Below are 23324 nucleotides of genomic sequence, written 5' to 3' on the forward strand. Positions count from 1 at the left end.
CCGGTCTGCTTAATGTCTTTCGCGGAGAAGGTGCTGCGCCACTTGGACGAGGCACCTGCGATCGAGCCGCTCACCTACTTCCGCGACCGCAAGGGACTTCGAGATCCGGTTGCGGCGGAGTTACACAGGTGTGTGGGGATTCAGAGGGGGTAGATGGGGGCGTCGAGCAACGACTTCCGTAGCAAGTCGACTTGCTGATGCGAGCGGGAGCGTCTGAGCAGTCTCTCCGGTCGGGGCCTAGTAGGTCGGCTTTAGCGCCAACCGTGTCTCGGGTCGTATCCCAGGACGCGGCGTGCCTTCTCGATCGAGAGCATGGTGTCGTGCTCGCCGAGGTCACCGCGTACCTCGACGTCCGGGAACACCTCTGCGACGAGTTCGGCGTTCGGCCGCGACATTACGGTGTCCGCGTTGGCGATGATGAAGACTTCCATGCCCTTGCCTTCGTGCTCGAGCGCCTTTCGCGTGGCCTGGGCGCCGTCGCGTGCGTCGATGTAGCCCCACAGGTTCCACTTGCGCAGCATCGGGTCGCGGTCGAAGGACGGGAACGCTTCATAGTCGTCAGGGTTCATCACGTTGGAGAAGCGCAGGCCGTACATCTTCAGTTCCGGGTCCCACCGGCACAGCTGCGCGGCCATCGTTTCCTCGAGAGTCTTCACCAGGGAGTACGTGCTCTCGGGCCGAGGTGAGTACTCCTCGTCCACCGGGATGTACGGCGGCGGCGTGTCGAACGGCAGGCCGAGGACTGTTTCGCTGGATGCCCAGACGATGTTCTTCACGCTGGCCCGGCGGGCGGCAGCGAACACGTGATAGGTCGAGTTCATGTTGTTGGCGAACGTGGCGGCATCACCCTGGAGACCAGGTGCGGGCACAGCCGCCAAATGGATGACGGCGTCGATGGCGTCGTATCGCTCCTCGACGCCGAGCATGGCGTCGAGCACCGCCGCGTAGTCCGTAAGGTCGACAGGCAGGAAGGCGGCCTCCGCATGCGTGGCGGACCCGATTCGGTCGAATACGACCACGTTCCACCCGTGCTCGACGAGGTCGGCCACTACCGCACGGCCGAGTTTGCCTGATCCGCCGGTGACGACCACGCGCCTGCCGGATTCCGAAGTCATGAGGGCACCGTACCCAGGAGAGCCTGCGGGCCAGTTTCTCAAGGCCGTACGTCGACTTCATCATGCAGACCCACAAGAGGAGGCTGGATCAAGATCGCAAACCCTGACACACGGTTAGGCGAGAAGGGTCGAGTCAACTTCCGAATGCGGTACACAGGCAGGCCCAGAGAGATTGGATCGCCGTGCCCTCGGACGGTCACATCGCAGCCTCTGGGTCGCGAGTTCTCAGATTCCGCCCAGGACGCAGCGGCACCGAGCCATTCCGCGGGACTGACTCGCGCAGGGGGTCGGTGCATCCCTGCGCCGGCAGACGGCGAAGTGACGCACGGCCAATCGCGCGCTTGCCCGGTTCGCCCGTGATGTGGCGGTGGTGACCCTCAGTAGCGAAGGTCAGCCTGAACGGCGTAGTGGTCCGACGCGATGGTGCCGTGGACCGGGGTGGTGCCCAGAAGGGTCGCCTGGAGCGGATGTCCGGCACCGCCGCGGCGTTGGGTGGCCGAGAACACGTAGTCGATGCGTCGGTCCGGCCACAGCAGTTGCGTCGCATGGGGATTGGCGTTGGACCAGGTGGCACCGGCGGAAGCCGCGCCGGCTCGGGGTCCGGCGACCTCCCAGGCGTCGTAGAACGACAGGCCCGCGACGGGAGCAGTCGTTCGTCCGGTGAGCATGCGGATCTCGTCGCTGTCCGGGTCGCAGTTGAAGTCACCGCACACGACAAGAGGGACCGAGTCGTCCCGCAACGGGCGCAGGTAGGCGAGCAGCTCGCGTACGGCCTCCTGGCGGGCCTGGCTCTCGTCGAACCACCAGGCATCCATCACCACGCCACAGACCTGGATCGGCCCTCGGGGACCGGACAGCTCGGCATACTCCACTCGCGCATCGCCGAAGGTCCGGCTTGCTGCGTACGCGATCGGCCACCGAGACATCACGGCGACACCGGAGAGTGCGGTCTCGTCCTCTTGAGCCGGAACTCCACTGAAGGTGTGATGCGGCAGGTCGAGCGGGCCTGCGAGCCGAGCACACTGGCTGTCGGAGCCCGTGGCCCACGACTCAGCAAGGACAAGGATGTCCGCCTGGGCGTCCTGCAGCGTCGCGATGATGGCGGGCTCACGCTCTTGCCAGTTGCCGTAGCGCCCCCACACGTTCCAGGTGACCAGCCGCGCTGTCGTCTCGATCACGGCGCCGTAGAAGTCCGGCGGGATGTCAAGGGAAGGCGACATGCACTCATGTTGCATGGACGGTGATGATCGGCGCGAGTCAGTCCCTGGCTCTATGGAGGCGACGCCGGCCAAGATCGGTGTGGCCGCCGGCTCGCGATGCTGAAGCGGCGGCGTGACGCGTGTGGGTACCGACCCGCAGCTTACGTAGTATCGCCGCGTTGACGACGCAAACGAAGGCGATGACATGGGGGTCCTGACGGGCGTCTATGCGGTCGCCTTCCTCGGCACGCTGCTTACCGTCGTCACCACGAGCGGGTTCTCAAATTTGGGGCAGTCAGCGGCATTGGCTGCAGTCATTGCGGTCGGGGTGGTCGCGATCGTCTACATCGGCGAGTGGCGCCGAAATCGGCGCTCGGCTGGGCGCACACCGTGCCCCTGAAGCGGCGAAGTGACGCGCCTTGAGGGTGGTATTGGGCGCGCGGCCAGGTTGCCCACATCTACCGATCCGGCTACTGCGCGCGCGTCGGTTGGCACTCGGCCAAGTAGCCGCCTCCCTCATGCGCAGTCACAGCGATGACGTGCCAAGGCGCCGTCACGCTCGGCCCCACAGAGCCCACAAGGTGGCAAATCTTCATCGCGTCCGCACGGTTTTCCTCCTTATAGAAGAGGTTGGCGGCGACGACCACACGAATGGCCCCGTCCGTCCTGATGGACTTGATCACCTTGAGCCCGGGATCGACCGGGTCGTCCGGCCAGCCGTAGGACTCGGCGAACGCTTTCCGCACCTGCGCGGCCAGCTCCGCCCCAGGCGATGGTGACGGCGAGGGCGTCGAAGTAGGAGGGCTCGGGCTGGTCGGAGTCGCAGGCGACTCCCGTTCCCCCGCGCCGGATCCATCACCTTGTCTGGTGCAGCCAGCGAAGAGGATCACTCCGACTACCAGTGCGACGACACCGGGCGCGTAATGCTTCATCTCTGCCCTCTAAGCGGAACCCATCCCCACAAGCATCGCACCGGCCTCGGGCCCCCTGGTCGAACCGCTGGTCCTGGGCCCGTAGAGCCCGCAGCAGTTCACACGTCTCGACCGCCTGCTGGTCGACATCGCCAGTGAGCCGACGGGGACTCGTCGACTCAACAAGAGCGGACCGGACTATCGGCGACCGCCACGGAGATCGGGCTGAGGACCGTTGGTGAATTGATCGGACGAATGGTGCTCGGTCCGCATGCAGGGTTAGTCGCGCCTGCATGCGGCGGATAGACGCATATTCTCCTGCCCGTACGGCCACCATCGCCCGCGTCGAACATCGTTGTGATGCTCAACCTCCGGTCCTACTCTCGGTATGGAGTGTGACCATGAAGGTGGCCGAGGGTACGCAGCCTGACCGAGCCGAGGCGGTTCGCGCCTTCGATGCTGTGTATGGCGAGATGGATCGCAGCCTCTGGACCATCTCGCAGGCATGTCGACCATGGTTGCTTCGACAACAGCACTCACCGGTTCTCGATGAGTTCGTGTGGACTCTCAAGAGTTGGTGGGGCGTTCAAGGCGTCCGCTTGGAGACCAAGCATGCGATGGGTGCCGGGCTTCTCAGCCTGGACTGGGCTCCTGCATACTTCGAGCCAACGTACCTCCCCCCGGGCGCCGCGGAAGCCTTCGCAGAGGGAGCAGTTGGCACTCTGGTTGACATGACCATGGCACTCGGCGCGCCTCGTCGCGAGTACTCCTTGGCTTCGAAGGTGTTGCACTGGCTGATGCCGTGGCGGGTTCCGGTCTTCGATGCGTTCGTGCGGGCAGAGGTGGGGTCCCGAGCTCGTGGGACGCTCCCGCGGCCTACCGAAGCGTTGTAGGTGCTCTATTCGCGACGGCGCGCGATCTCGCAGACGAGGCTTCGACTTGGGTCGGGCTTAGCGAGCCGCGCTCACTCCTGCATGCGCTGGACAAGTGGCTCTGGTGGTCGGGAGGCGGACGGGCAGGTACGGCGGTTGTCGTCCGCGATCCTCATCAGGTGCTCCGGCGCCTCGGGTTAGATGCGTGAGTCCGTCTGGGGGCGAGCAGCAATTGCACTCCTCCGTCATCGACTGGAATGAGTCCTTCGGCCCCAGGTGGAACAACCTCCGACTCGCGGCGGATAGACGCACCACCTCGAGCGTCGGACAAACGGCTATCGGAGTACTCGTGCGTGGTGAGGCGAGGGCGCGGCGTCGCCTACCGCAGATCGACGCGAGGGGCGAACATCCGAGGGCAGCAGCGGTCGCATGAAGGTTCGTTCGTACCGAACGACACACCTACTCTCATCTCGAATCCGGTCAGCCTCGATGAACTCAGGGTCGACTCCGAACAGCTTCCGGTAGTCCTCGTAGGCGGCGAGGCTGGGGAACGAGAACAGGGCGAGCGCCTTGTCACTCGCGCCTTCAGACGGCAAGAAGTAGCCATGGTGCTGCCCGCCGTGCCTATTCACGAGGTTCATCCAGGCAGAGGCGAATCGTTCGAAGGCGAGGACTTGATCTGGATCGATCGTGTAGTCGACGACGCACGTGATCACGCGATCACCGTAGACCCGATCGAGCACGGAAGCAGCCAGACCGGTCAACCACGAAAAGCGACAAGGGGCTTACTCCCCTCGTCGCGGCTTGCTGCAGCGCCGACACGCGGCGGATTGACGCATTCTCGAACAGACTCGATCGCGGCAGAGTTTGGTAGGTCGGACCGTTCTGATGGGGCCAGTGTGCGAGGGCGCGGCACCTGGTGGGCCGGTCGTCTAGTCCCAGGGGTTCCCGCGTAGTTCCTGCTCTCGCGCGTACTTGCATGCTGCAGCGAGCCGCACTGTGTAGATCTCGACGCCGGCTCTGCCGACCTGGGCTACCTCAGGCAGCTCGGACGCTGCGAGTTCGGTTGCCTGCTGGAGCCGGTGCTCTGCAGTCTCGACGCCGCCGTCTGACGGTGGGCCGGGGAGGGACTCGAGAATGAGCTCCGGATCGGCGTAAGGGCCGAACAAGCGCGCCATGTCTTCGGGCGACAGCTTTGCTGGCGCCCCGAACATCTGGTGTCCGAGCAGACCAGCGGGTTCGCCGACCTCGTTGGCAGCAATCCGGTCGCCGACCCATTCTGAGTCGCCGCCGGCGAGAGCCCAAAATACCTCTTGACGGCATGGGTGCTCGCGTACCCGGTCCCAGATTTGAGTCTTGTGTGTGTGGTCGAGGGTCGCGGCGGCAGGTGCCCATTCGTCGAAGTCGTTGTGCGGATAGCCCTCCTTGCGGATGTGTCGGAGGAACAGTGTTTCGAAGTCCGCGGGCGATGTGCGCGCCAGAACGACCAGGCCTCGCTCAAGGGCGTGGTCGTCCAGGGGGCTGGGGATGTCCAGTTCGAGCATCGTCGTTGTCCAGTCCGGGATCGCCTCGAGTTGGGCGGTGACCCGTTCGATATCGGACCGATCAGTTCGAGACGCGTACTCGTACCAGTGGGCCCATGAGGTCATCGCTAGGGCGGCTACCTGCCGGTCCGCGTGCTGGTTGAGCACACGGAGTGCCGCAGGGCTGGCAAACAGGAACGAGTCGTGCATCCGGTGCCTGAAGTCGTCCACTGTCACCGAGGTCATCATCTGTTCAAGGTTGCGGCCCGTTCCGTACTCGATGCTCGTGCGAAGAGCGGCGAACCGTCCGTCGGCCGTGGCGAGCAACCGTTCGACAAGGGTCTCGGGGATGGCGTCGGCGGAGACCAGGGCACGGACGACCGGACGGGCGTGACCTTCCAACCCGTGGTCTATCGCTGCCTCCAGCCAGGGCACGAGATCGACCGCGTCTGTTTTGCGTGCGATGACTTCGAAGGCGGTGCTGACTTTGTCGAGCTTCTTCGCCAGAACCAGGTCCGACCGGAGGTCTTCGAGGCGCTCGCAGAGGACTACGGGAGCTTGGGTGAGATAAGGCGTGACCGCTGACTCGATGCGTGCACGTTCGGCAGACACCTTCGCCTCGTAGCGAGCCAGGTACTTGCTGCCCTGGTCGTCATCATCGTCCGGGTCCTCGGCTGGTTCGTAGGCGTCGGGGTCGTGTCCGGCTAATGCTGCGAACAGGTTGTCCTGCTCGTCCCATTTCAGCCCGAGTGGGGCGGCGACTTCATTCAGTCGCTGGCGCATTCCAGGTGTCAGAGTCGTGGCGGCAAGGAGGTGCGCGAATCTGCCGGCGACGACTCGGGCGGCTGCCCGATGCTCGGAGGTGACGACAAGGCCTCCGTGTCGGGCGAAACCGCGGGCCAAGTGCACCCAACTCTCAAGCGTTTTCAGCAGTTTGATGAAGGCGTCTGGAGTGACGGCGGCGACCTCGCGCTCCAGTCGGTCCAGGACCGGGCTTGCCACCTTTTCGAGGGAGTCTGCGGGCAGCAGGTACGACCGGAGATTGAAGCTGCGTGGCTGGTCCGGCGCGGTGTAGTTCGCTTCCCAGACGGGCATGAGCACACCAGTCGCGAGCTCGAAGAACGCTCGCATCGCGTTCTCCGACACCGAAGGGAGCTGTCCGACGGCTTCGGAGAGCATTACCAACTCCGAGACCCTCACCGGCTCGCCCAAGTCAACCTGACGGACGTTCTCCAGGAAGCTGTTGAGGAAGGTGTCGATGGTCACACGGGCATCCAGCAGCGTGACCGCACCACGCTGAACAAACGAGAGTGCCTCCAGATAGCCAATACGTCGTGGAGAGCGAGCAGCAATTTCGGCTAACAGCTCGCCCCTGACGTTTGCGGTCGGGTTGTCGTAGTAGAGGTAGGTGTCCGGCTCGTTCAGTGCTGTTCGTGCACCAAGTGCGGTCCCCAACGCTTCGGTCACCAGGTTCATCACGAACCGCGCCTCAGCAGCGCCGAGAAGCGCGAAGTGACTCAGGAGGCTGTCCTCGGCCCTGCCCCATGAGGTGCCGACTGTCTCGACAATCTGCGCTGTCGACGGCCGAATCGGGTGGGACGCGCCAACAAGCTCGGCAATGACGCTGTTGAGAAGGATGGCCAGCGCGCGGTCGGGGAACGCCGCTTGTAGCTGACCAGGTGTCAAAGGTGCCGGTGCACCGGAGAAGAACGCATCCGCGCACACACTCGCGGCTAGCAGGTCCGGCTGCACCGAGTACAGGACGGCTGTCCGCTCGCCACGGACCATCTCCGGCTCAGCATCGAGGAGACCGGACTGGGCAATCTTGCGGACTGTTGAGTGGATGTCCAACACCGTCGCCCCGAGCAAGTCCGCCAATGTCTTCAGCTCGATGTCCCGGAGACCACCAATGAGCGCGATCATCGCCAGGACTTCATACGGATGTTCAGAAATCCGCGCGTTGCGCAGGTACCGATCCACCTCAGCGCGGACAGTGTCGCCACGCATCACCTTGTTCCACCACTCGACGTCCTTCAACAACGAACCTAACCGAACCGCCCACGCCGGCCGGCCACGAGCCTGGTCAAGAATTCTATGCAGCACCGCATCACTCGTGATGCCCTGGCCGCGCAGAATCTGACCCAACTCAGAGTTCGTCATTCGGCCAACCTCGACCGCATCCGCACTTTCGAACCGATCGCAAACGGCCTTGGCCTCGTGCGGCCAACACACGGCAATCGCACGGAACCGCAACCCGTGCGCACTCCGAATCGTCTGAAGGTCAGTGAGCGCCCCAAGGCGACCACCGGCGTCGTCGATCACCACGACCGCCGGATCAACCTCAAGAAGATCGTCAGCCAGACGTGACAAGTCGCTCGCCCTGACCACAAACACTGCACCGTCGACCTGAGCAACCAGATGCGTCTTCCCGACACCCGGAGCGCCCGAGACAACCAGGTCCCCAGATGCGGTCCGCATTGCCTCGAGTTCCTCTTCTCGGCCAACGGTCGAATCGATGTCGACACTCAGCGCCTCAAGTGGCGGCCGCGATAGCGAGAACGGGCCTCCCTCAAGCTGGAGGAGTTGCAACCGCCAGTCCGCGTTCCGCCGCAACGAGTCCGCATACCAAGCACGTGGGTAGATCTGAACGACCGAGAAGCCCTCTGCCTCGGCCGCCTCGGTGACCTTCCGCCGCTTCGATGCGTTCAACACCGCAAGATTCGCCAAGATGAGCCGGCGCAGCGACACATCCTTCTTCACCATCTGGCGGCAGCCGCCGCGAAGGTTCTCAAGCACCCCGTCCAGCTCACGCGCTGACGTCACCAAGACGCCGATGGTGCCGCCGGGGTCATCAATTTCTGCATCGCGACCGTCATCGCTCCCACCAGTGATCGGCACGAGCGAGGGGTAGATGTCTGAAAGCATCGAAACGGAGGCACGCTCGAACAACTGCCGGTCCAGGGTGACGTCGGGGTTTGCGAGCTTCGCATCAATCCGGTCGAGCAGGTTCAAGGTCTTGGCTGCCTTTGTGTTGTCCGTCAAGGCTGAAACATAGTGGGCGGGGCCGACACAAAGTTCAGCCGTCATGTCTGAATCTCTTGGTCAGACGTGTTGCGTCCCTGGCATGTGGCCATTCCCTTCGGCACCAGTATCAGGCCACGGGCACGTCGGGCTACCGGACTATCCGGGGCAAGGGTGTCCGCGTCAATCTGGGCGGAGAGACGCGGATCCGCGCGCGCGATTGAGCGCGGCGCCGTACGGCACCAACATGGCCCCCATGACCTCTCTCGGGCGGGCGGGAGACGGGCCACCAGGCGCTTGCCGGCGATAGAGTCCTGAGATCGTTCTCCACGCGATGCCGTATGTGCGGCGTCTCGCGGAGCTCTGACGGTGGGTCTTGGCGATAACCCACAGCTTGAAATCTCGTCCGCCGTCCTGGCGGCGGTGGTCTGCTCGATCAGCTCGGCTGAATCAAGCGGGTCGGCCACTGCGGGCATGGGGGAGACGCACAACTGCGGAGACTTCGGAGTCGATGTAGACGCGCCCAGCCGGAGCCTTCCGCGGCCGGCAGCACAGCGACCACCTTCAGGGCCGGAGCGCTCCTGGGGATCAGCTTGGCCACGCCCGTCCGGCGATGACCCAGGACGTGGACCTCGGAGGCCGGTGGACAGTCAGGCCGCCGCGCGCTCGAGGGCGCGTTGAGAGACGGGCCTCGAAGATGAGAGAGGGTGGGTCGCATCCGTCGGAAGCAAGAAGGCCGCTGACCTGGTCTTCCAGGTCAACGGCCTTGTCTTGTACGCCATCAGGGACTCGAACCCCGAACCCGCTGATTAAGAGTCAGCTGCTCTGCCAATTGAGCTAATGGCGCATGCTTTCGGGTCTCCCCTGCAGCGACGAGAACATTACCCCTTGGCCTCGTGCGCCCCAAATCGGCGACGCGGGTCAGCGCAGCTCCAGGATCGCCTGCGCCGCGTTGTGTCCGCCGAGGCCCGAGACGGCGCCTCCGCGGCGGGCGCCCGAGCCGCACAGGAGCACCGCGGCGCGGTCGGTCTGGACGCCCCAGCGGGCGGCGGGGGAGGACAGGTCGGCACGGTTCGGTGCCCATGGCCAGTCGAGGTCGCCGTGGAAGATGTGCCCGCCCGGCATGGCGAGGTCGGCCTCGATGTCCTGCGGGATCTTGGCCTCGATGCAGGGGTTCCCAGACCCGTCGCGGGCGACCACCGTGTCGATCGGGTCGAGGAGGTGCTCGTCCAGCGAGGCGATCGCCCGGCGCACCGCCTCCTCCTTCGTCGACGGCTCGGTGAAGAGGGTGGCCGGGGTGTGCAGCCCGAAGTAGGTGAGCGTGTGCGTCCCCTCCGGCACGTCGCCGAGGATCGAGGGATCCGTGAGGGTGTGGCAGTAGACCTCGCCCGGCAGCTGTGAGGGCAGCGAGCCGCCGGCCGCCTCGGCGTACGACGCCTCGAGCCGGCTGTAGTCCTCGCCGAGGTGCAGCGTGCCCGCGAAGGCGACCGCCGGGTCGGCGCCCGACTTGAGCCGGGGGAGGCGGTCGAGCAGGAGGTTCACCTTCAGCTGCGACCCGACCGGCTTGGTGGTCGCGTCGTCCTCGTCGCCGAGCAGGATCCGCAGGACCCAGGGGGCGACGTTGGCGAGCACCCAGCGCGCGCCGACGGTCTGCGTGGCGAAGCCGTCGTGGAAGTCGACCTCGGCGCCGTCCCCGTCGGTGCGGATGGTGCTGACGCCCGCACCGGTGACCAGCTCGGCGCCGGCGTCCTCGGCTGCCCGGGCGAGCGCGTCGGTCACGGCGCCCATGCCGCCGACCGGCACCCGCCACTCGCCGGTGCCGTTGCCGATGAGGTGGTAGAGGAAGCACCTGTTCTGGATCAGCGTGGGGTCGTGGAGCGACGCGAACGTGCCGATCAGGGCGTCGGTGGCGACGACGCCGCGCACGGTGTCGTCCGAGAAGCGCGCCTCGATCGCCCGCCCGATCGGCTCCTCGACGAGGTCGCGCCAGGTGTCCGGCGACACCCGCTCGCGGATGGCGCGGTCGGTCGGCAGGGGAGCGGTGAGGGTCGGCGCGACCACCTCGGCGAACGCGCCGACCTCGGCGTAGAACGCCTGCCAGGCGGCGTACTCCGCGTCCGAGCCCGTGAGATCCCGGAAGCTGGCGGCGGTCGCCGGTCCTTCGGGCCGCTCGACGAGCAGGCCGCCGGCGACACCGTCGCGCAGGACCGGCGTGTACGACGCCGTCGACCGCGACGCCAGCCGCAGGTCGAGTCCCAGGTCGGTGACGACGGTGTCCGGGAGCAGTGAGACGAGGTAGGAGTAGCGCGAGAGCCGGGTCGGTCGCCCGGGGAACGCCTGCGTCGACACGGCCGCGCCGCCGACGTGGTCGAGCCGCTCGAGCACCGCCACCGACAGGCCCGCGCGGGCGAGGTAGGCGGCCGCGGTCAGCCCGTTGTGGCCGCCGCCCACCACCACGACGTCGTACTGGCTCCGGCTGGTCGCACCCATGCCCTAGGACCCTAGCGGTCGCTCAGAGCTGCTTCTGGAAGAAGTGCGTGGCGTAGGGGTTGTCGTTGTAGCGGTCGACGCGGTCGTAGCCGGCGCGGTCGTACATCGCGATCGCGTCGAGGAGCGTCTCGTTGGTGTCGAGTCGCACGGTCGTGTGCCCGAGCCCCCGGGCGAGCGATTCGAGGTGGCGCAGCAGCCGGGAGCCGAGGCCCGCGCCGCGCCAGCCGCCGTCGACCCACATCCGCTTGATCTCCGCGGCGTGGCCGTAGTCCCGCACCCCGCCTCCGGCGACCGGCCGGCCGTCGCTCACCGCGACCACGAAGGCCCCGACCGGCGCACGTAGGGAGGCGTCGTCATCGTCGGTGTGCGGGTCGGGGACGAAGCCGTGCGGGAAGCGCTCGTCGAGCTCGGCGTAGTAGCGGTCCATCGCCTCGCGGGCGTACGCCGACGTGGGATCGACCGTCTCCAGGGAGACCGTCGCCGCGCGGACCAGGAGGTCGGCGACGCCGAGTGCCTCGGTGAGGCGGACGCGCTGACGCGCGGTGAGCGGCTCCAGCAGCCGGAGCGCGCGCTGCTCCGAGAGGCGCTCGAGCTCCTCCCAGGTCTTCGCGCCCGCGCTGGTGAGCCGCACCAGGCGCCGGCGCCGGTCGGCGGGATCGGGGGACACCTCGACGAGGCCGTCGGCCTCCAGGGCCCGGAGCAACCGGCTGAGGTAGCCGGAGTCGAGGCCGAGCCGCTCCCGCAGCTCTTGCGTCGTGGCCGGGGAGGCGCCGATCTCGAAGAGCAGCCGGTTCTCGCCGAGCGGGCGGCCGGTGCCCAGGAAGGAGTCCTCGAGAGCGCCGATGCGCTGGGTGTAGCTGCGGTTGAAGCGGCGCAGCACCGCCGTGTCCGACATATCTCTGACTGTAGTCAGACATCTGGCCGCGCAGAAGAGGTAAATGCGAACCGGGACGCCATCGATCCGATGGCGTCCCGGTCCCGTGGGGCGAGCGACGGGACTTGAACCCGCGGCCACCTGGACCACAACCAGGTGCTCTACCAGCTGAGCTACGCCCGCCATGACCCGTCGAACGGGCCGCACAGAAGTGTAGGGGATCAGTCGGTCATCGTGGAATCGGGGCTCGGCGGGGCATCGGCCAGCCCCGTCAGGGCGCCGGCGTGGCGCGCCGCGATGCCGCGGGCGGTCTCGCTGTCGGGACCGGGCGCCGCCACGAAGACCGCGTCGCGGTAGTAGCGCAGCTCCTCGATCGACTCCTGGATGTCGGCGAGAGCGCGGTGGTTGCCGCGCTTGGCCGGCGCCTGGAAGTAGGCCCGCGGGTACCACCGGCGGGAGAGCTCCTTGATCGAGGAGACGTCGACGATCCGGTAGTGCAGGAACGACTCCAGGTCGCGCATGTCGCGGGCGAGGAACGCCCGGTCGGTTCCGACGGTGTTGCCCGCGAGCGGCGGCCGGCTGTCGGCCGGGCAGTGGGTGCGCACGTAGTCGAGGACCAGCTGCTCCGCCTCCGCGAGGGTCACCCCGCTCTCGAGCTCCTCGAGCAGGCCGGACTTGGTGTGCATCGTCCGGACGAAGTCGTCCATCTGCTCGAGCGCCTCGGCCGGAGGCTTGATGATCACGTCGACGCCGTCGCCGAGCACGTTGAGCTCGAAGTCGGTCACGAGCGCGGCCACCTCGACCAAGGCGTCGGCCTCGAGGGAGAGCCCGGTCATCTCGCAGTCGATCCAGACGAGGCGGTCGTTCGCAGCGGTCACCCGACGAACCTTACGCGGCGGCGCCCGGCCCTTCTCAGTCGATGCTCAGAACGGCGGCCTACCGTAAGACCGTGCCCCGGTCCCTCCTGCCTGCACTGGCCGTCCTCGCACGGCTGGTGACCGGTGGCGTCTGGATCTGGGCGGGTGCCGCCAAGCTCACCGACCCGTACGGCGCCGTGCTCGCCGTGCGGGCCTACCAGCTGCTCCCCGCCGGGCTCGCGACCACGGTCGGCCACCTGCTGCCGACCCTCGAGATCGTCGTCGGCGCGGCCCTCGTGCTCGGGCTGCTGACCCGCGGCGCGGCCGTCGTCTCCGGCCTGCTCTTCGTGGCGTTCATCATCGGCATCTCCTCCGCCTGGGCGCGGGGGCTGCAGATCGACTGCGGCTGCTTCGGTGGCGGCGGGTTCGATCCCCACGCCGCCTCGAAGTACCCCTGGGAGATCGCCCGCGACACCGCCCTCCTGCTGGCGTCGGTCTTCCTGGTGTTCGTGCGCGACACCGGGCCCGGCCTCGACCGGCTGCTGTTCCGACGTACCCCTGCCCCCACCGTGAACGAGGAACTGACCTGATGTCGAAGAAGTCAGCCGCCGAGGCCCGCTCCGAGCGTGCTGCCGCCGCGCTCGCCGAGCAGCGCCGCAAGGAGCGTCGTCGCACGTTCCTCAGCATCGCCGGCGTGGTCGTCGCGATGGCGCTGATCATCGGCGGCGGGTTCTGGATCGCCAACCGCAACAGCGGCGGCCCGAGCGCCTCCGCCGGTGACGCCGGCGCCGGCAAGGGGACGTCCGTGACGGTCGGCCCCGCCAACGCGGCGCACTCGGTGGTCATCTGGGAGGACTTCCTCTGCCCCTACTGCGGTGAGCTCGAGAAGAAGACCCACGAGGAGCTGTCCACCCTGGCCGGACAGGGCAAGGTCCAGGTGACCTACCGGCCCTTCAACCTGTTGCAGACCGACTACTCCCAGCAGTCGCTGGAGGTCTTCGCCGCCACCCAGCGCAGCGCCGGCGACGACGTCGCCAAGAAGCTGCACGACCTGCTCTACGCCAACCAGCCCAGCGAGTCCGGCCCGTTCCCGAGCCAGGACGACATCGTGGCGCTCGCGGTGCAGGCCGGGGCCGACAAGACGAAGGTCCAGCAGTCGCTGGACAACGGCGACGCGAAGAAGTGGGCCGACGAGTCCACGCAGGCCGCCAACGACGCCAACGTCCAGAGCACGCCCACCGTCCTGCTCGACGGCAAGGAGCTCAGCGGCCGCACCGTCGACGACCTGGCGGCCAAGCTGCTGCAGGCGATCGGCGCGTAGGACGGCCGCGCCGGGCTACTGGGTGACGGCGTAGCCGTCCACGACCACCTTGCCCCGCTGGGCGGTGCGGAACGCGATGCGCCCGGACCGGCTGGCGGGGAGGGTGACCCACCTGACGCCGTTGCCGTGCACCTGACCCACGACGCGGCCGCCGATGAGGACGTCGAGGGTGCCGCGCCCGTGGAGGATGACGCCGACGTAGCGTCCGGAGACCCGCTGGCCGCGCAGCGTCACGCCCTTGCGGACGGCCTTGGTGCCGGTGCCGAGATAGCTGCTGTGCACCCGCGTCCAGCCGCGGCCGGCGCGCAGCGTCCGGTCGTCCTTGAAGCGGGTGGTGCAGCGCGGCGCCGACCAGGCGGACGTGTTGCCGACCCGGTCGGTGGCGCGGGCCTGCACGCACCAGCGCTCGCCCGGCGCGAGGCTGAACACCCGGGTGGTCGTCCTGGTGCGGCGCAAGGCATTCCCCGACTTCCAGTGGCCGCCGTTGTGCCGGATCCGCACGCGGTACGTCGAGACGCCCGACGCGTCGGCCGAGCGCCAGCCGATCCGCACCTTGGCGTGCTTCGTGGCGCGTGGCGGGGCCTTCGCCACCAGCCGCGGGGCGGTGCGGTCCCACACCGAGTCCTGGACGGCGTCCTCGTCGATGGTGAGCGCCTGGCCGCCGTACGAACGGGTGACGTTGGGGTTGTACTGGCTGACCCGACGACCCGCCCACGCGTCGGCCGGCATCACGCTGGCGTCGAAGCTCGTGTTGGCCTGGCCGTTGTAGTTGGCGACCCAGATGACGTCGGGCCTCGGCGACGACGCGCTCACGGGTGCCGCGACGACGTCCTTGATTGTCGACCCCTTCGACCCGTAGACGGCTGACCGCAGGCCGAGCTGGTGCAGGCGTGCGGTCCAGCCGGCGACGTAGGACTGCACGGCCTTGGTGCAGTTCGGGTTGCTGGCGTAGGCCTCGATGTCGGCCACGACCGGCGACGTCGCCGGGATCCGGAGCGCGCGGACGTTGGCCGCGGCGTCGGACGCGGCGTCGACTCCCTGGGCGCGGGCCGTGGTCGCGTTGGCGCTCATCCGCTTGCTGAAGTCGCTGCACGGAGCCTGCAGACCGACCTGGATCGGCATGAGGTTCCAGCCACCGGCGAGGACCTGGTCGACCCAGCTCGCGGTCAGGTTCTTGCGCGACGCGCTCGACCGGCACGCCCACATGTCGAAGTCGCTACGAGCCGGGATGTAGGCCGCGATGGCCTTGTAGGGCGAGTACCGCTGCCATGCGGCGATGGCCTGAGCCGACGGGGTGTTGCAGGTGTCCAGCATCAGGTGGTGCCCCGGCGCCGGGGTCGCCACCCGCTGCGTCACCGGCGGCGGCAGGTCCGGCGGCCCGGCCACGGCGAGCGGCGCCGCCTGCGAGGGGCCGGCGGCGAGCAGCGTGACCGCCATCGCGGTGGCGACGGTGGCTCCGGCAAGCGATCCGAGACGAGACACCCCGGCACTCTACGTCGCGCTCCGACGGGTGTCCGGCGGACGGCGTCAGGTGTCGGCCACGTCGGCCCGTTCGACGTACCCGCTGTGCCGGTGCAGCCAGCGGACGGACCACCGCCGCCACCAGCCACGGTCCCTGGTCGTGCCGCCGGTCCCGGACGGCCGACCCCGATATGTTCAGGGAAACTGATCAGTTAGGCTGACGAACTGTGAGCGACCTCGAGACGTTGGCCGGCGAGCTGGCCATGGCGGTGAGCCTGCTTCGTCGCCGGCTCCAGCAGCACCCGCTTCCCGGGGTTCCCTCGATCCCGGAGGTGTCCGCCCTGGTGCGGCTCCTGCGCGGTGGCCCGGCCACCAACAGCGAGCTGGCCCGGGCCGAGCAGATCAGTCCTCAGTCGATGAACGCCACGCTGGCCTCGCTCGAGGCGAAGGGCCTCATCGAGCGCTCGGCCGACGCCGCCGACCGCCGGCGGGTCGTGCTCTCGTTGACGCAGGAGGGCAGGGACGCGGTGGGGCACAAGCGCGCTGTCCGGGCCCGACAGATCGCCGACGCCCTGGCCCGTCTCGACGCCGACGATGTCGCCGCGCTGCGAGCGGCCGCGCCCGTGATCGACAAGCTGGCGCGCGAGCTGTGAGCACGGCGGTCGACGCCCCCTCGGACACCTACCGCTGGGTGGCGCTCGCCAACACGACCGCGGCCGTCTTCATGTCGGCGCTCGACGGTTCGATCGTCCTGATCGCGCTGCCTGCCATCTTCGGCGGCATCCACCTCGACCCGCTCGACCCGCGCAACATCGGCTACCTGCTCTGGATGATAATGGGCTACCGCCTGGTCCAAGCGGTGCTCGTCGTCTCCGTCGGCCGCCTCGGCGACCTCGTCGGCCGGGTCAAGATCTACAACGCCGGCTTCGCCGTGTTCACGTTCGCATCGGTGCTGCTGTCCTTCGACCCGTTCGACGGCGGCTCGGCTGCCTGGTGGCTGATCGCCTGGCGGATCGTCCAGGCCCTCGGCGGCTCGATGCTCACCGCCAACTCTGCCGCGATCCTCACCGACGCGTTCCCGCCCGACCGGCGTGGCTTCGCGCTCGGCGTCAACCAGGTGGCGGCCCTGGCCGGCCAGTTCATCGGGCTCACCCTCGGCGGCCTGCTCGCCGTCTGGGACTGGCGGGCCGTGTTCTGGGTCAACGTCCCCGTCGGCATCTACGGTACCCTCTGGGCCTACCTCAAGCTCCGCGAGACGGCCGTCCGGCCGGCGTACCGGCCCCGGATGGACTGGTGGGGCAACATCACCTTCGCGGTCGGGCTCTCCCTGGTGCTGATCGGCGTGACCGAGGCCCTCCACCCGTACGGCGACCACTCGATGGGCTGGACGAACCCGGTGGTCCTCGCCGAGCTGGGCGCGGGGCTCGCGCTGCTGGTGGCGTTCGTGCTCATCGAGCTGCGCGTGGCGCAGCCGATGTTCGAGCTGGCGCTCTTCAGGATCCGGGCGTTCACCGCCGGCAACCTCGCGGCGCTCGCGGCCTCGGTCGCGCGCGGTGGGCTGCAGTTCATCCTCATCATCTGGCTGCAGGGCATCTGGCTGCCGCTGCACGGCTACGACTACGACCAGACGCCGCTGTGGGCAGGCATCTTCCTGCTGCCGCTGTCGGTCGGCTTCCTGGTGGCCGGTCCGATCTCGGGCGCCCTGTCGGACCGGTTCGGCTCCCGGGGGATCGCCACGAGCGGCATGCTGCTCTTCTCCGCGACGTTCGTGGGGCTGCTGCTGCTCCCGATCGACTTCCCTTACTGGATCTTCGCCCTCCTGATCCTCCTCAACGGCGTCGCCAACGGCATGTTCGCCTCGCCGAACTCCTCCTCGATCATGGGCAGCGTCCCCGCGCAGCACCGCGGCGTCGCCTCCGGCATGCGATCGACGTTCCAGAACTCCGGCACGGCGCTCTCGATCGGGGTCTTCTTCTCCCTGATGATCGCCGGACTCGCCGCCGACCTCCCGCGCTCGCTCGCGTCCGGGCTCACCGCGCACGGCGTGCCGAGCGACGTCGCCGGCCAGGTGGGCTCGCTGCCGCCGGTCTCGTCGCTGTTCGCGACGATGCTCGGCTACAACCCGATCCAGCACGTCCTCGAGCCGACCGGTGTGCTCGACACCCTCTCGCCGGGTGACCGGGCGACCCTCACAGGGCACACGCTCTTCCCGCACCTCGTCGCGGGTCCGTTCCACGACGGTCTCGTCGTCGTCTTCTCCGTCGGCGCCGTCCTCGGCGTCCTCTCCGCCCTGGCCTCGTTCTCACGAGGCCAGCACACCGCCTCTGGAAGGAACTCCTGATGCCGCTCACCACCGTCGACCCCCAGCCCGCCCTCGTCGTCATCGACGTGCAGTCCGGAATCGTCGGGATGGCGACGCAGCCCCACGCCGCGGCGGACGTCGTCGCGCGGTCCGCGTCCCTCGCCGAGGCGTTCCGTGCCCAGGGCCACCCCGTCGTGCTGGTCAGAGTCATCGGCACCCCGGCGGGGCGCACCGACGCCAACCCGGACGGCGGCGGGCGCACGATCCCTGCGGAGGGGGCCGTCCTCGTCCCCGAGCTGGGCGAGGGCATCGTCGTCACGAAGCGGACACGAGGCGCGTTCACCGGCACCGACCTGCACGACCGGCTGCAGGAGACCGGCGTGACGCAGGTCTTCCTCACCGGCATCGCGACCGCCGCAGGCGTCGAGGAGACCGGCCGCGAGGCCTTCGCACACGGCTACCACGTGGTCGTCGTCGAGGACGCCTGCGCGGACCGGACCGCCGAGCGGCACGCCTACGCCGTCGACCACGTGCTCCCGACGCTCGCGCAGGTCACGACGACCGCCGAGGTGCTCGCCGCGCTCTGACCGGCTCACAGGTCAGGCACAGCGAACCGGACCCGTTCTCTCAAGCGGCGGACGCATGGTTCTCGTATGACGACGACCGCGCCCGCCGCTGGCCTCGCCCGTCCCGGAGACCTTCGGTCCCGCGTCGACGCGGTCGTCCGAGCGGGCAGCGGCGCGATCCTCTGGCTCGCCCTGCTGCTGGTGACCTACTGGTGGGTGGCCGACGGAGGCATCCAGGACCTCGGCGCCTGGGCCGACGGGCTGACCTCCGTCGGCCGCATCTCCGGGCTCTGGTCGGCGGTGCTCCTCCTCGCGCAGGTGATCCTGATGGCACGGGTCCCGCTGCTCGAGCAGGCCTTCGGCCAGGACCGCCTGGCGCGGATCCACCGGATCGTCGGCTTCAGCTCGTTCGACCTGATGCTGGTCCACGTCGTCCTCATCACGTGGGGGTACGCCGCCGGGAGGCTCGGCTCGGTGCCCGGCACGTTCTGGAACCTGACCGTCGACTACCCCGGGATGCTGCTCGCCGTCGCGGGCACGGCCTGCCTGGTGATGGTGGTCGTCACCAGCGTCAAGGCGGCCCGGCGTCGGCTGCGCTACGAGTCGTGGCACCTGATGCACCTCTACGCCTACCTCGGCGTCGGACTCGCCCTGCCGCACCAGCTCTGGACCGGTGCACAGTTCCTGACCCGGCCGGCGGCCACGTTCTTCTGGTGGACGGCCTGGGCGGTCGCCGCCGGCTCGGTCCTGGTGTGGCGCATCGGGCTGCCCGTCGTACGCAACCTCCGGCACGGGCTGCGGGTCGTCGCCGTGGTGCCGGAGGCGCCGGGCGTGCTGAGCGTGTGGGTGACCGGCCGGCGGCTCGAGCTGCTCCGTGCGGAGGCCGGCCAGTTCTTCACCTGGCGGTTCCTGGGAAGGCGCGGCTGGACCCGGGCCAACCCCTACTCGCAACCCCTACTCGCTGTCGGCGGCGCCCGACGGCCGGCACCTGCGGATCACCGTCGAGGTGGTCGGTGACGGCAGCGCCGCGCTCGCCGCGCTGCGGCCCGGCACCCGCGTGCTCGTCGAGGGGCCCTACGGCCGGATGTCGGCGCGGGCCCGCTCGCACCGCAAGGTCGCCCTGGTCGGGGCCGGGGTCGGCATCGTGCCGCTGCGGGCGCTCGCCGAAGGCCTGTCCTACGCGTCCGGCGACGCTGTACTGCTGCACCGCTACCGTGACGACCCCCTGTTCCGCACCGAGCTCGAGACGCTCGCCCACGCGCGCGGGCTCCGGATCGTCGCGCTCCCGGGGTCGCGCCGCGCACCGTCCTCCTGGCTCCCCGTCGGCGGCGCGCCCGTCGACGACGCGCGCACCCTGCTCGGTCTCGTGCCCGACCTGGCCGACCGCGACGTCTTCGTCTGCGGGCCACCCGGGTGGACCGACTCCTTCACGCGCGCCGCCCGCGACGCCGGCCTTCCCGCTGACCAGCTCCACGTCGAGACCTTCGGATGGTGATCCCACGATGAACCGCCTCACCCGCAATCTGACCTGGCTCCTCTCGACGCTGACCGTCGTGGTGCTGCTCTTCGGCTACAAGACGTCCACCGGTGGCAGCATCACCTCCCAGCCCGCGGCCCTCTCCTCGCCGAGCACCTCGCCGATCAGCGGGACCTCCGGCGACACCTCCAGCGGCTCGTCGAGCGGCTCGTCGAGCGGCTCCGCCGACAGCTCGTCCGCGGAGCCCTCGACCGGTTCGTCGGGCGGCTCCTCCAGCAGTGCCTCGAAGACCGTCACCGGCGACGTCGCACAGACCCGGTGGGGACCGGTCCAGGTCGCGGTGTCGGTGGCGGGCGGCAAGGTGACCGACGTGCAGGTTGTCGAGTACCCGACCGAGAACCCCCGCGACCAGGAGATCAACAGCTACGCGCTGCCGATCCTCATCCAGGAGACGGTCTCCGCGCAGAGCGCCGACATCGACATGGTCAGCGGCGCGACGGTCACCAGCGAGGGCTACGTCCAGTCCCTCCAGAGCGCCCTCGACCAGGCCGGCGTATGAACACCGCCACCGCCGGCCGGGTCGTGCGCCGCGTCGCCCACGTGATGGGCATGCCGGTGAGCCTTGCGCTGCGTGGACGGCATGCCGGTGACCTCGAGTCCGAGTCGGCGTGGGCCGAGGCGATGGCCACGCTGCGCGATGTCGACCGGGTCTTCAGCACCTACCGTGCCGACTCGTTCGTGTCCCGTCTCGATCGAGGGCTGCTCGACGTCGTCGACTGCCCGCTCGAGGTCGCCGAGGTGCTGGCGCTGGGGGAGCGGGCACGCCTGGAGACCGGCGGCGCCTTCGACGTACGTCGCTCCGGCCGGCTCGACCCCAGCGGCGTCGTGAAGGGCTGGGCGGTGGAGCGTGCCGCCCGTCCGCTGCGGCACCTCGCCGACACCGACTTCTGTCTGTCGGCGGGCGGCGACCTGGTCTGCCACGTGGCCGACCGGACGCGAGCGCCGTGGCGGATCGGCATCGAGGACCCGCACGACCCGACGCGGGTGGTGGCCGTGGTGCCCATGCGCGACGGGGCGGTGGCGACGTCGGGCCTGGCGCACCGCGGTGGCCACGTCGTCGATGCCCGGACCGGCGAGGTGCCGCGCGCGTTGGCGTCCGTGACCGTCGTCGCGGCCGACCTCGTGACGGCCGACATCGACGCGACGGGTGCGTTCGCGCTCGGGGCCGACGGACCCGCGTGGCTCGCACGGCGGCCAGGTCGGACGGGCCTCGTGGTCCACGCTGACGGCAGGCGCCAGCCGATCGGGCGTGGCTAGAGCCAGCTGACCGCTTCGAGGGAACGTCGTACGGCCTCGGCCGGGGTGGGGTCCGACGTCGCCGTCGCCCAGTGCAGGTAGCCGGTGAACGCGGCGGCCGTGATGGCGGCGGCCTGGACCTGGGCGGTCAGGTCCTCGACACCGCGGTTGCGGAGGTAGGCGGCGCAGAGCTGGATCTGCTCGTCGAGGCGCCCGAACCCCAGCGCGACGAGCTCGGGGTGCGCCGCGAGGATCTGCAGCCGGGTCCGGGTCAGCTCGACGACCGGCGTACGCTCGGCGGTCACGGTGACTGCCTCGACCACGGCCGTCGCCGGCGGATGGTCACCGTGCTCGAGCAGTGCCACCGACAGCACCTCGAGGCTCTCCTGGAAGCCGTCCCAGACGAGGTCCGACTTGGTCGGGAAGTAGCGGAACAGGCTCCGGCGACTGATGCCCGCGGCGGTCGCGATCTCCGCCGCGCTCACCTCGTCATAGCCTCGCTCGGCGAAGAGCTCGACGGCTGTCCGCGACAGGCGGGAGGGGTCGATCTCGACGGGGCGCCCCCGCGTGCGCTGGCCCGGGGTTCCGGTGGGAGCCATGAGGCCATTATCGGGACAGCGCCCGGGTCGTAGCGCCGAATCGAGGGGACGATTTTCGCTGTTTCGTCAGCACAGCTGAGCGCCCCCGGCAGGACTCGAACCTGCAACCCACGGATTAGAAGGCCGTTGCGCTATCCATTGCGCCACGGGGGCGGGGGGTCGTGGGTACAGTCGTGACTAACCTCGTGACTACCTCGGTGTAGTTCTCGGCGCTCCCTCGATCCCACGCCAGTATGCCGCAGCGATGGCGCGTCGCCGGGGTGTGGGCGCAGTCAGATGGCTCGATCCGGCCCCGGCTCTCGCGCATCCGCGACAGGCGAGCGCGCGGCGGTGGGCCGCGGAGTAGCGTCGCTTCGTGACCACGCTGGGACCGACGCCGGGTGGCGGGGATGCGAAGCGGCCCTTCCGTCACCTTGCCGCGGTCCCAGGCAAGGCGGCTCCCGTGCGAGGTCGGGTCGACGGTCGGCGCGCGGTGCACGAGTTGGCGAGCTCGCTGTGCGCCAGGGTGACGGTGAGCGGTGCCCCTGTCCCGGGCGCGAACCCTGGCGATGTCGCACTCCGGCTGCATGACCTGCTGCCGTTCCTCGACGATGCCAGCTTCGACCGGTTCATGGCCAAGCTGCAGCGGGACGCCCGATTCGTGACGATGGCTGAGCTGGCCGCAGCAGAGAACACGGTCGAGTACGCCGACGCGGCCTGGGCGGCGGGGCTCGATGCGTCTGACTTCCCGAACGAGCGGTACGAGCTCGGCGGGGACGTCGTCGACTACGAGGCGTTCCGTTCGGCGGTCATCGAGCACTGGGACCTGGACCTACGGGCAGACGTGGACCGGATGCTGGAGGAGAACTCGTCTCTTGACCCGCTGGTGCCGAGGCGCAGCACCCAGTCCCACACCGGCTAGGTCCCTGTGCTCCCCGGACCGCACCCGAGGCCGGCGGGTCAGTGCCGACCGCCCAGGTGCGACCGGCCAATGGACTCAACGCGGCAGATGAGTGCGTTTCCGGGATGCTGTGCTCGTGGACGACGTTCGTGACGAGACCGGTCGGCGTTGGATCGAGCCGGACGACCTGCTGAGACTGGTACGGCGCGACGTGAGCGTCAGCGGCAACGAGCCTCCCGAGGACGTGCTCTCGCGAGAGCCGCACTGTCTCGTGCCAGTATCCGTTGCGACTGTGCCAGCCCTGGACGTGCACGCCTACCGGGTCAGACTCGAGCGATGGGAACGCGGGGAAGGACCTCGCCTGACGGGCATGCGGGAGTTCGTAAGGGTGCTCGAGACCTACCCTGCCCCCGCACGAGCCGTGGGGGTCACCGGAACGACGACGACCTACACCTTTCTGCTGGACGCATCCATGTCCCGCGTTCTGGCCTGTGTGGCCATCGACGCTCCTCCAACCGTCTGAAAAGACAAGGCGCTCACTGGTGCACATGGACGCACGG

At 68.8% G+C, this 23324-nt stretch carries 21 protein-coding genes and 3 tRNA genes; 12 read left to right on the forward strand and 12 right to left on the reverse strand.

The window, feature by feature from the left end:
• Positions 1–251: 251 nt before the first annotated feature.
• Both QDS12_RS06610 and QDS12_RS06615 read right to left on the reverse strand, forming a co-directional pair.
• Complete coding sequence (locus tag QDS12_RS06610; protein WP_279877901.1) at positions 252–1115, reverse strand: NAD(P)-dependent oxidoreductase; 864 nt, start codon at positions 1113–1115, stop codon at positions 252–254.
• A gap of 377 nt (positions 1116–1492) precedes the next feature.
• On the reverse strand, positions 1493–2335 hold the full coding sequence (locus QDS12_RS06615; RefSeq protein WP_279877902.1) for an endonuclease/exonuclease/phosphatase family protein: 843 nt from the start codon (positions 2333–2335) through the stop codon (positions 1493–1495).
• A 184-nt stretch (positions 2336–2519) separates the two neighbouring features.
• Here QDS12_RS06615 and QDS12_RS06620 point away from each other — a divergent pair, with 184 nt between their 5' ends.
• Entirely contained in the window at positions 2520–2714 is a 195-nt protein-coding gene (locus tag QDS12_RS06620; RefSeq protein ID WP_279877904.1) for a hypothetical protein, read from the forward strand.
• A gap of 1718 nt (positions 2715–4432) precedes the next feature.
• Here QDS12_RS06620 and QDS12_RS06625 read toward each other — a convergent pair.
• The 7 genes from QDS12_RS06625 to orn all read right to left on the reverse strand — a co-directional run bounded on the left by QDS12_RS06625 (position 4433) and on the right by orn (position 12883).
• Entirely contained in the window at positions 4433–4813 is a 381-nt protein-coding gene (locus tag QDS12_RS06625) for an NIPSNAP family protein (protein WP_279877905.1), read from the reverse strand.
• A 216-nt stretch (positions 4814–5029) separates the two neighbouring features.
• The gene (locus tag QDS12_RS06630; RefSeq protein WP_279877906.1) at positions 5030–8662 is read right to left on the reverse strand and encodes an ATP-binding protein; all 3633 of its coding nucleotides are present in this window, start codon (positions 8660–8662) and stop codon (positions 5030–5032) included.
• 753 nt (positions 8663–9415) lie between these two features.
• A tRNA-Lys gene (locus QDS12_RS06635) sits at positions 9416–9488 on the reverse strand.
• A gap of 74 nt (positions 9489–9562) precedes the next feature.
• Positions 9563–11131: an NAD(P)/FAD-dependent oxidoreductase gene (locus QDS12_RS06640; protein ID WP_279877907.1), complete on the reverse strand. Its 1569-nt coding sequence runs from the start codon at positions 11129–11131 to the stop codon at positions 9563–9565.
• 22 nt (positions 11132–11153) lie between these two features.
• A complete protein-coding gene (locus QDS12_RS06645) occupies positions 11154–12026 on the reverse strand; it encodes a bifunctional helix-turn-helix transcriptional regulator/GNAT family N-acetyltransferase (protein WP_279877908.1) in 873 nt (290 codons plus the stop codon).
• An 86-nt stretch (positions 12027–12112) separates the two neighbouring features.
• A tRNA-His gene (locus QDS12_RS06650) sits at positions 12113–12188 on the reverse strand.
• 38 nt (positions 12189–12226) lie between these two features.
• Entirely contained in the window at positions 12227–12883 is a 657-nt protein-coding gene (orn, locus tag QDS12_RS06655; RefSeq protein ID WP_279877909.1) for an oligoribonuclease, read from the reverse strand.
• Between the two features lie 71 nt (positions 12884–12954).
• Between orn and QDS12_RS06660 the strand changes: the two genes are divergently transcribed.
• A complete protein-coding gene (locus QDS12_RS06660) occupies positions 12955–13452 on the forward strand; it encodes a DoxX family protein (protein ID WP_279877910.1) in 498 nt (165 codons plus the stop codon).
• On the forward strand, positions 13452–14183 hold the full coding sequence (locus QDS12_RS06665; protein ID WP_279877911.1) for a thioredoxin domain-containing protein: 732 nt from the start codon (positions 13452–13454) through the stop codon (positions 14181–14183). Before QDS12_RS06660 ends, QDS12_RS06665 begins: the two co-directional genes overlap by 1 nt.
• A gap of 15 nt (positions 14184–14198) precedes the next feature.
• Here the strand turns inward: QDS12_RS06665 and QDS12_RS06670 are convergent, their stop codons facing one another.
• Positions 14199–15665, reverse strand: coding sequence for a DUF1906 domain-containing protein (locus tag QDS12_RS06670; protein ID WP_279877912.1), 1467 nt, complete (start codon positions 15663–15665; stop codon positions 14199–14201).
• A gap of 206 nt (positions 15666–15871) precedes the next feature.
• On the opposite strand from QDS12_RS06670, the gene QDS12_RS06675 reads away from it, so the two are divergent.
• The 7 genes from QDS12_RS06675 (at position 15872) to QDS12_RS06705 (ending at position 21306) form a co-directional block, all read left to right on the forward strand.
• A complete protein-coding gene (locus QDS12_RS06675) occupies positions 15872–16297 on the forward strand; it encodes a MarR family transcriptional regulator (RefSeq protein ID WP_279877913.1) in 426 nt (141 codons plus the stop codon).
• Positions 16294–17985: an MFS transporter gene (locus QDS12_RS06680; protein ID WP_279877914.1), complete on the forward strand. Its 1692-nt coding sequence runs from the start codon at positions 16294–16296 to the stop codon at positions 17983–17985. The genes QDS12_RS06675 and QDS12_RS06680 overlap by 4 nt, the downstream gene beginning before the upstream one ends.
• The gene (locus tag QDS12_RS06685) at positions 17985–18533 is read left to right on the forward strand and encodes an isochorismatase family protein (protein ID WP_279877915.1); all 549 of its coding nucleotides are present in this window, start codon (positions 17985–17987) and stop codon (positions 18531–18533) included. The genes QDS12_RS06680 and QDS12_RS06685 overlap by 1 nt, the downstream gene beginning before the upstream one ends.
• 66 nt (positions 18534–18599) lie before the next feature.
• The gene (locus QDS12_RS06690; RefSeq protein WP_279877916.1) at positions 18600–19529 is read left to right on the forward strand and encodes a ferric reductase-like transmembrane domain-containing protein; all 930 of its coding nucleotides are present in this window, start codon (positions 18600–18602) and stop codon (positions 19527–19529) included.
• A complete protein-coding gene (locus QDS12_RS06695; RefSeq protein WP_279877917.1) occupies positions 19519–20007 on the forward strand; it encodes a hypothetical protein in 489 nt (162 codons plus the stop codon). The genes QDS12_RS06690 and QDS12_RS06695 overlap by 11 nt, the downstream gene beginning before the upstream one ends.
• 7 nt (positions 20008–20014) lie before the next feature.
• Complete coding sequence (locus tag QDS12_RS06700; RefSeq protein WP_279877918.1) at positions 20015–20548, forward strand: FMN-binding protein; 534 nt, start codon at positions 20015–20017, stop codon at positions 20546–20548.
• Positions 20545–21306: an FAD:protein FMN transferase gene (locus tag QDS12_RS06705; RefSeq protein WP_279877919.1), complete on the forward strand. Its 762-nt coding sequence runs from the start codon at positions 20545–20547 to the stop codon at positions 21304–21306. The genes QDS12_RS06700 and QDS12_RS06705 overlap by 4 nt, the downstream gene beginning before the upstream one ends.
• Here QDS12_RS06705 and QDS12_RS06710 read toward each other — a convergent pair.
• Positions 21303–21884: a helix-turn-helix domain containing protein gene (locus tag QDS12_RS06710; protein WP_279877920.1), complete on the reverse strand. Its 582-nt coding sequence runs from the start codon at positions 21882–21884 to the stop codon at positions 21303–21305. The two genes, QDS12_RS06705 and QDS12_RS06710, sit on opposite strands and share 4 nt — an antisense overlap.
• Before the next feature lie 80 nt (positions 21885–21964).
• Positions 21965–22037: transfer RNA gene (locus QDS12_RS06715), tRNA-Arg, on the reverse strand.
• Positions 22038–22395: 358 nt separating this feature from the next.
• On the opposite strand from QDS12_RS06715, the gene QDS12_RS06720 reads away from it, so the two are divergent.
• Both QDS12_RS06720 and QDS12_RS06725 read left to right on the forward strand, forming a co-directional pair.
• Positions 22396–22785 carry a hypothetical protein gene (locus QDS12_RS06720; protein ID WP_279877922.1) on the forward strand — a complete coding sequence of 130 codons (390 nt, stop codon included), beginning with the start codon at positions 22396–22398 and terminating at the stop codon, positions 22783–22785.
• A 115-nt stretch (positions 22786–22900) separates the two neighbouring features.
• Complete coding sequence (locus tag QDS12_RS06725; protein WP_279877924.1) at positions 22901–23287, forward strand: hypothetical protein; 387 nt, start codon at positions 22901–22903, stop codon at positions 23285–23287.
• Positions 23288–23324 lie beyond the last annotated feature (37 nt).

Origin of the sequence: Nocardioides sp. CER19 (assembly GCF_029846275.1) — a bacterium.
Lineage (GTDB): Bacteria > Actinomycetota > Actinomycetes > Propionibacteriales > Nocardioidaceae > Nocardioides.

Bases quoted from the DNA above. Each gene is read 5' to 3' on its own strand.
- QDS12_RS06645 (WP_279877908.1), bottom strand. From the start codon at position 12,026: ATGTCGGACACGGCGGTGCTGCGCCGCTTCAACCGCAGCTACACCCAG.
- QDS12_RS06685 (WP_279877915.1), top strand. From the start codon at position 17,985: ATGCCGCTCACCACCGTCGACCCCCAGCCCGCCCTCGTCGTCATCGAC.
- QDS12_RS06690 (WP_279877916.1), top strand. From the start codon at position 18,600: ATGACGACGACCGCGCCCGCCGCTGGCCTCGCCCGTCCCGGAGACCTT.
- QDS12_RS06705 (WP_279877919.1), top strand. From the start codon at position 20,545: ATGAACACCGCCACCGCCGGCCGGGTCGTGCGCCGCGTCGCCCACGTG.
- QDS12_RS06710 (WP_279877920.1), bottom strand. From the start codon at position 21,884: ATGGCTCCCACCGGAACCCCGGGCCAGCGCACGCGGGGGCGCCCCGTC.
- QDS12_RS06640 (WP_279877907.1), bottom strand. From the start codon at position 11,131: ATGGGTGCGACCAGCCGGAGCCAGTACGACGTCGTGGTGGTGGGCGGC.
- QDS12_RS06700 (WP_279877918.1), top strand. From the start codon at position 20,015: ATGAACCGCCTCACCCGCAATCTGACCTGGCTCCTCTCGACGCTGACC.
- QDS12_RS06610 (WP_279877901.1), bottom strand. From the start codon at position 1,115: ATGACTTCGGAATCCGGCAGGCGCGTGGTCGTCACCGGCGGATCAGGC.
- QDS12_RS06620 (WP_279877904.1), top strand. From the start codon at position 2,520: ATGGGGGTCCTGACGGGCGTCTATGCGGTCGCCTTCCTCGGCACGCTG.
- QDS12_RS06615 (WP_279877902.1), bottom strand. From the start codon at position 2,335: ATGTCGCCTTCCCTTGACATCCCGCCGGACTTCTACGGCGCCGTGATC.
- QDS12_RS06665 (WP_279877911.1), top strand. From the start codon at position 13,452: ATGTCGAAGAAGTCAGCCGCCGAGGCCCGCTCCGAGCGTGCTGCCGCC.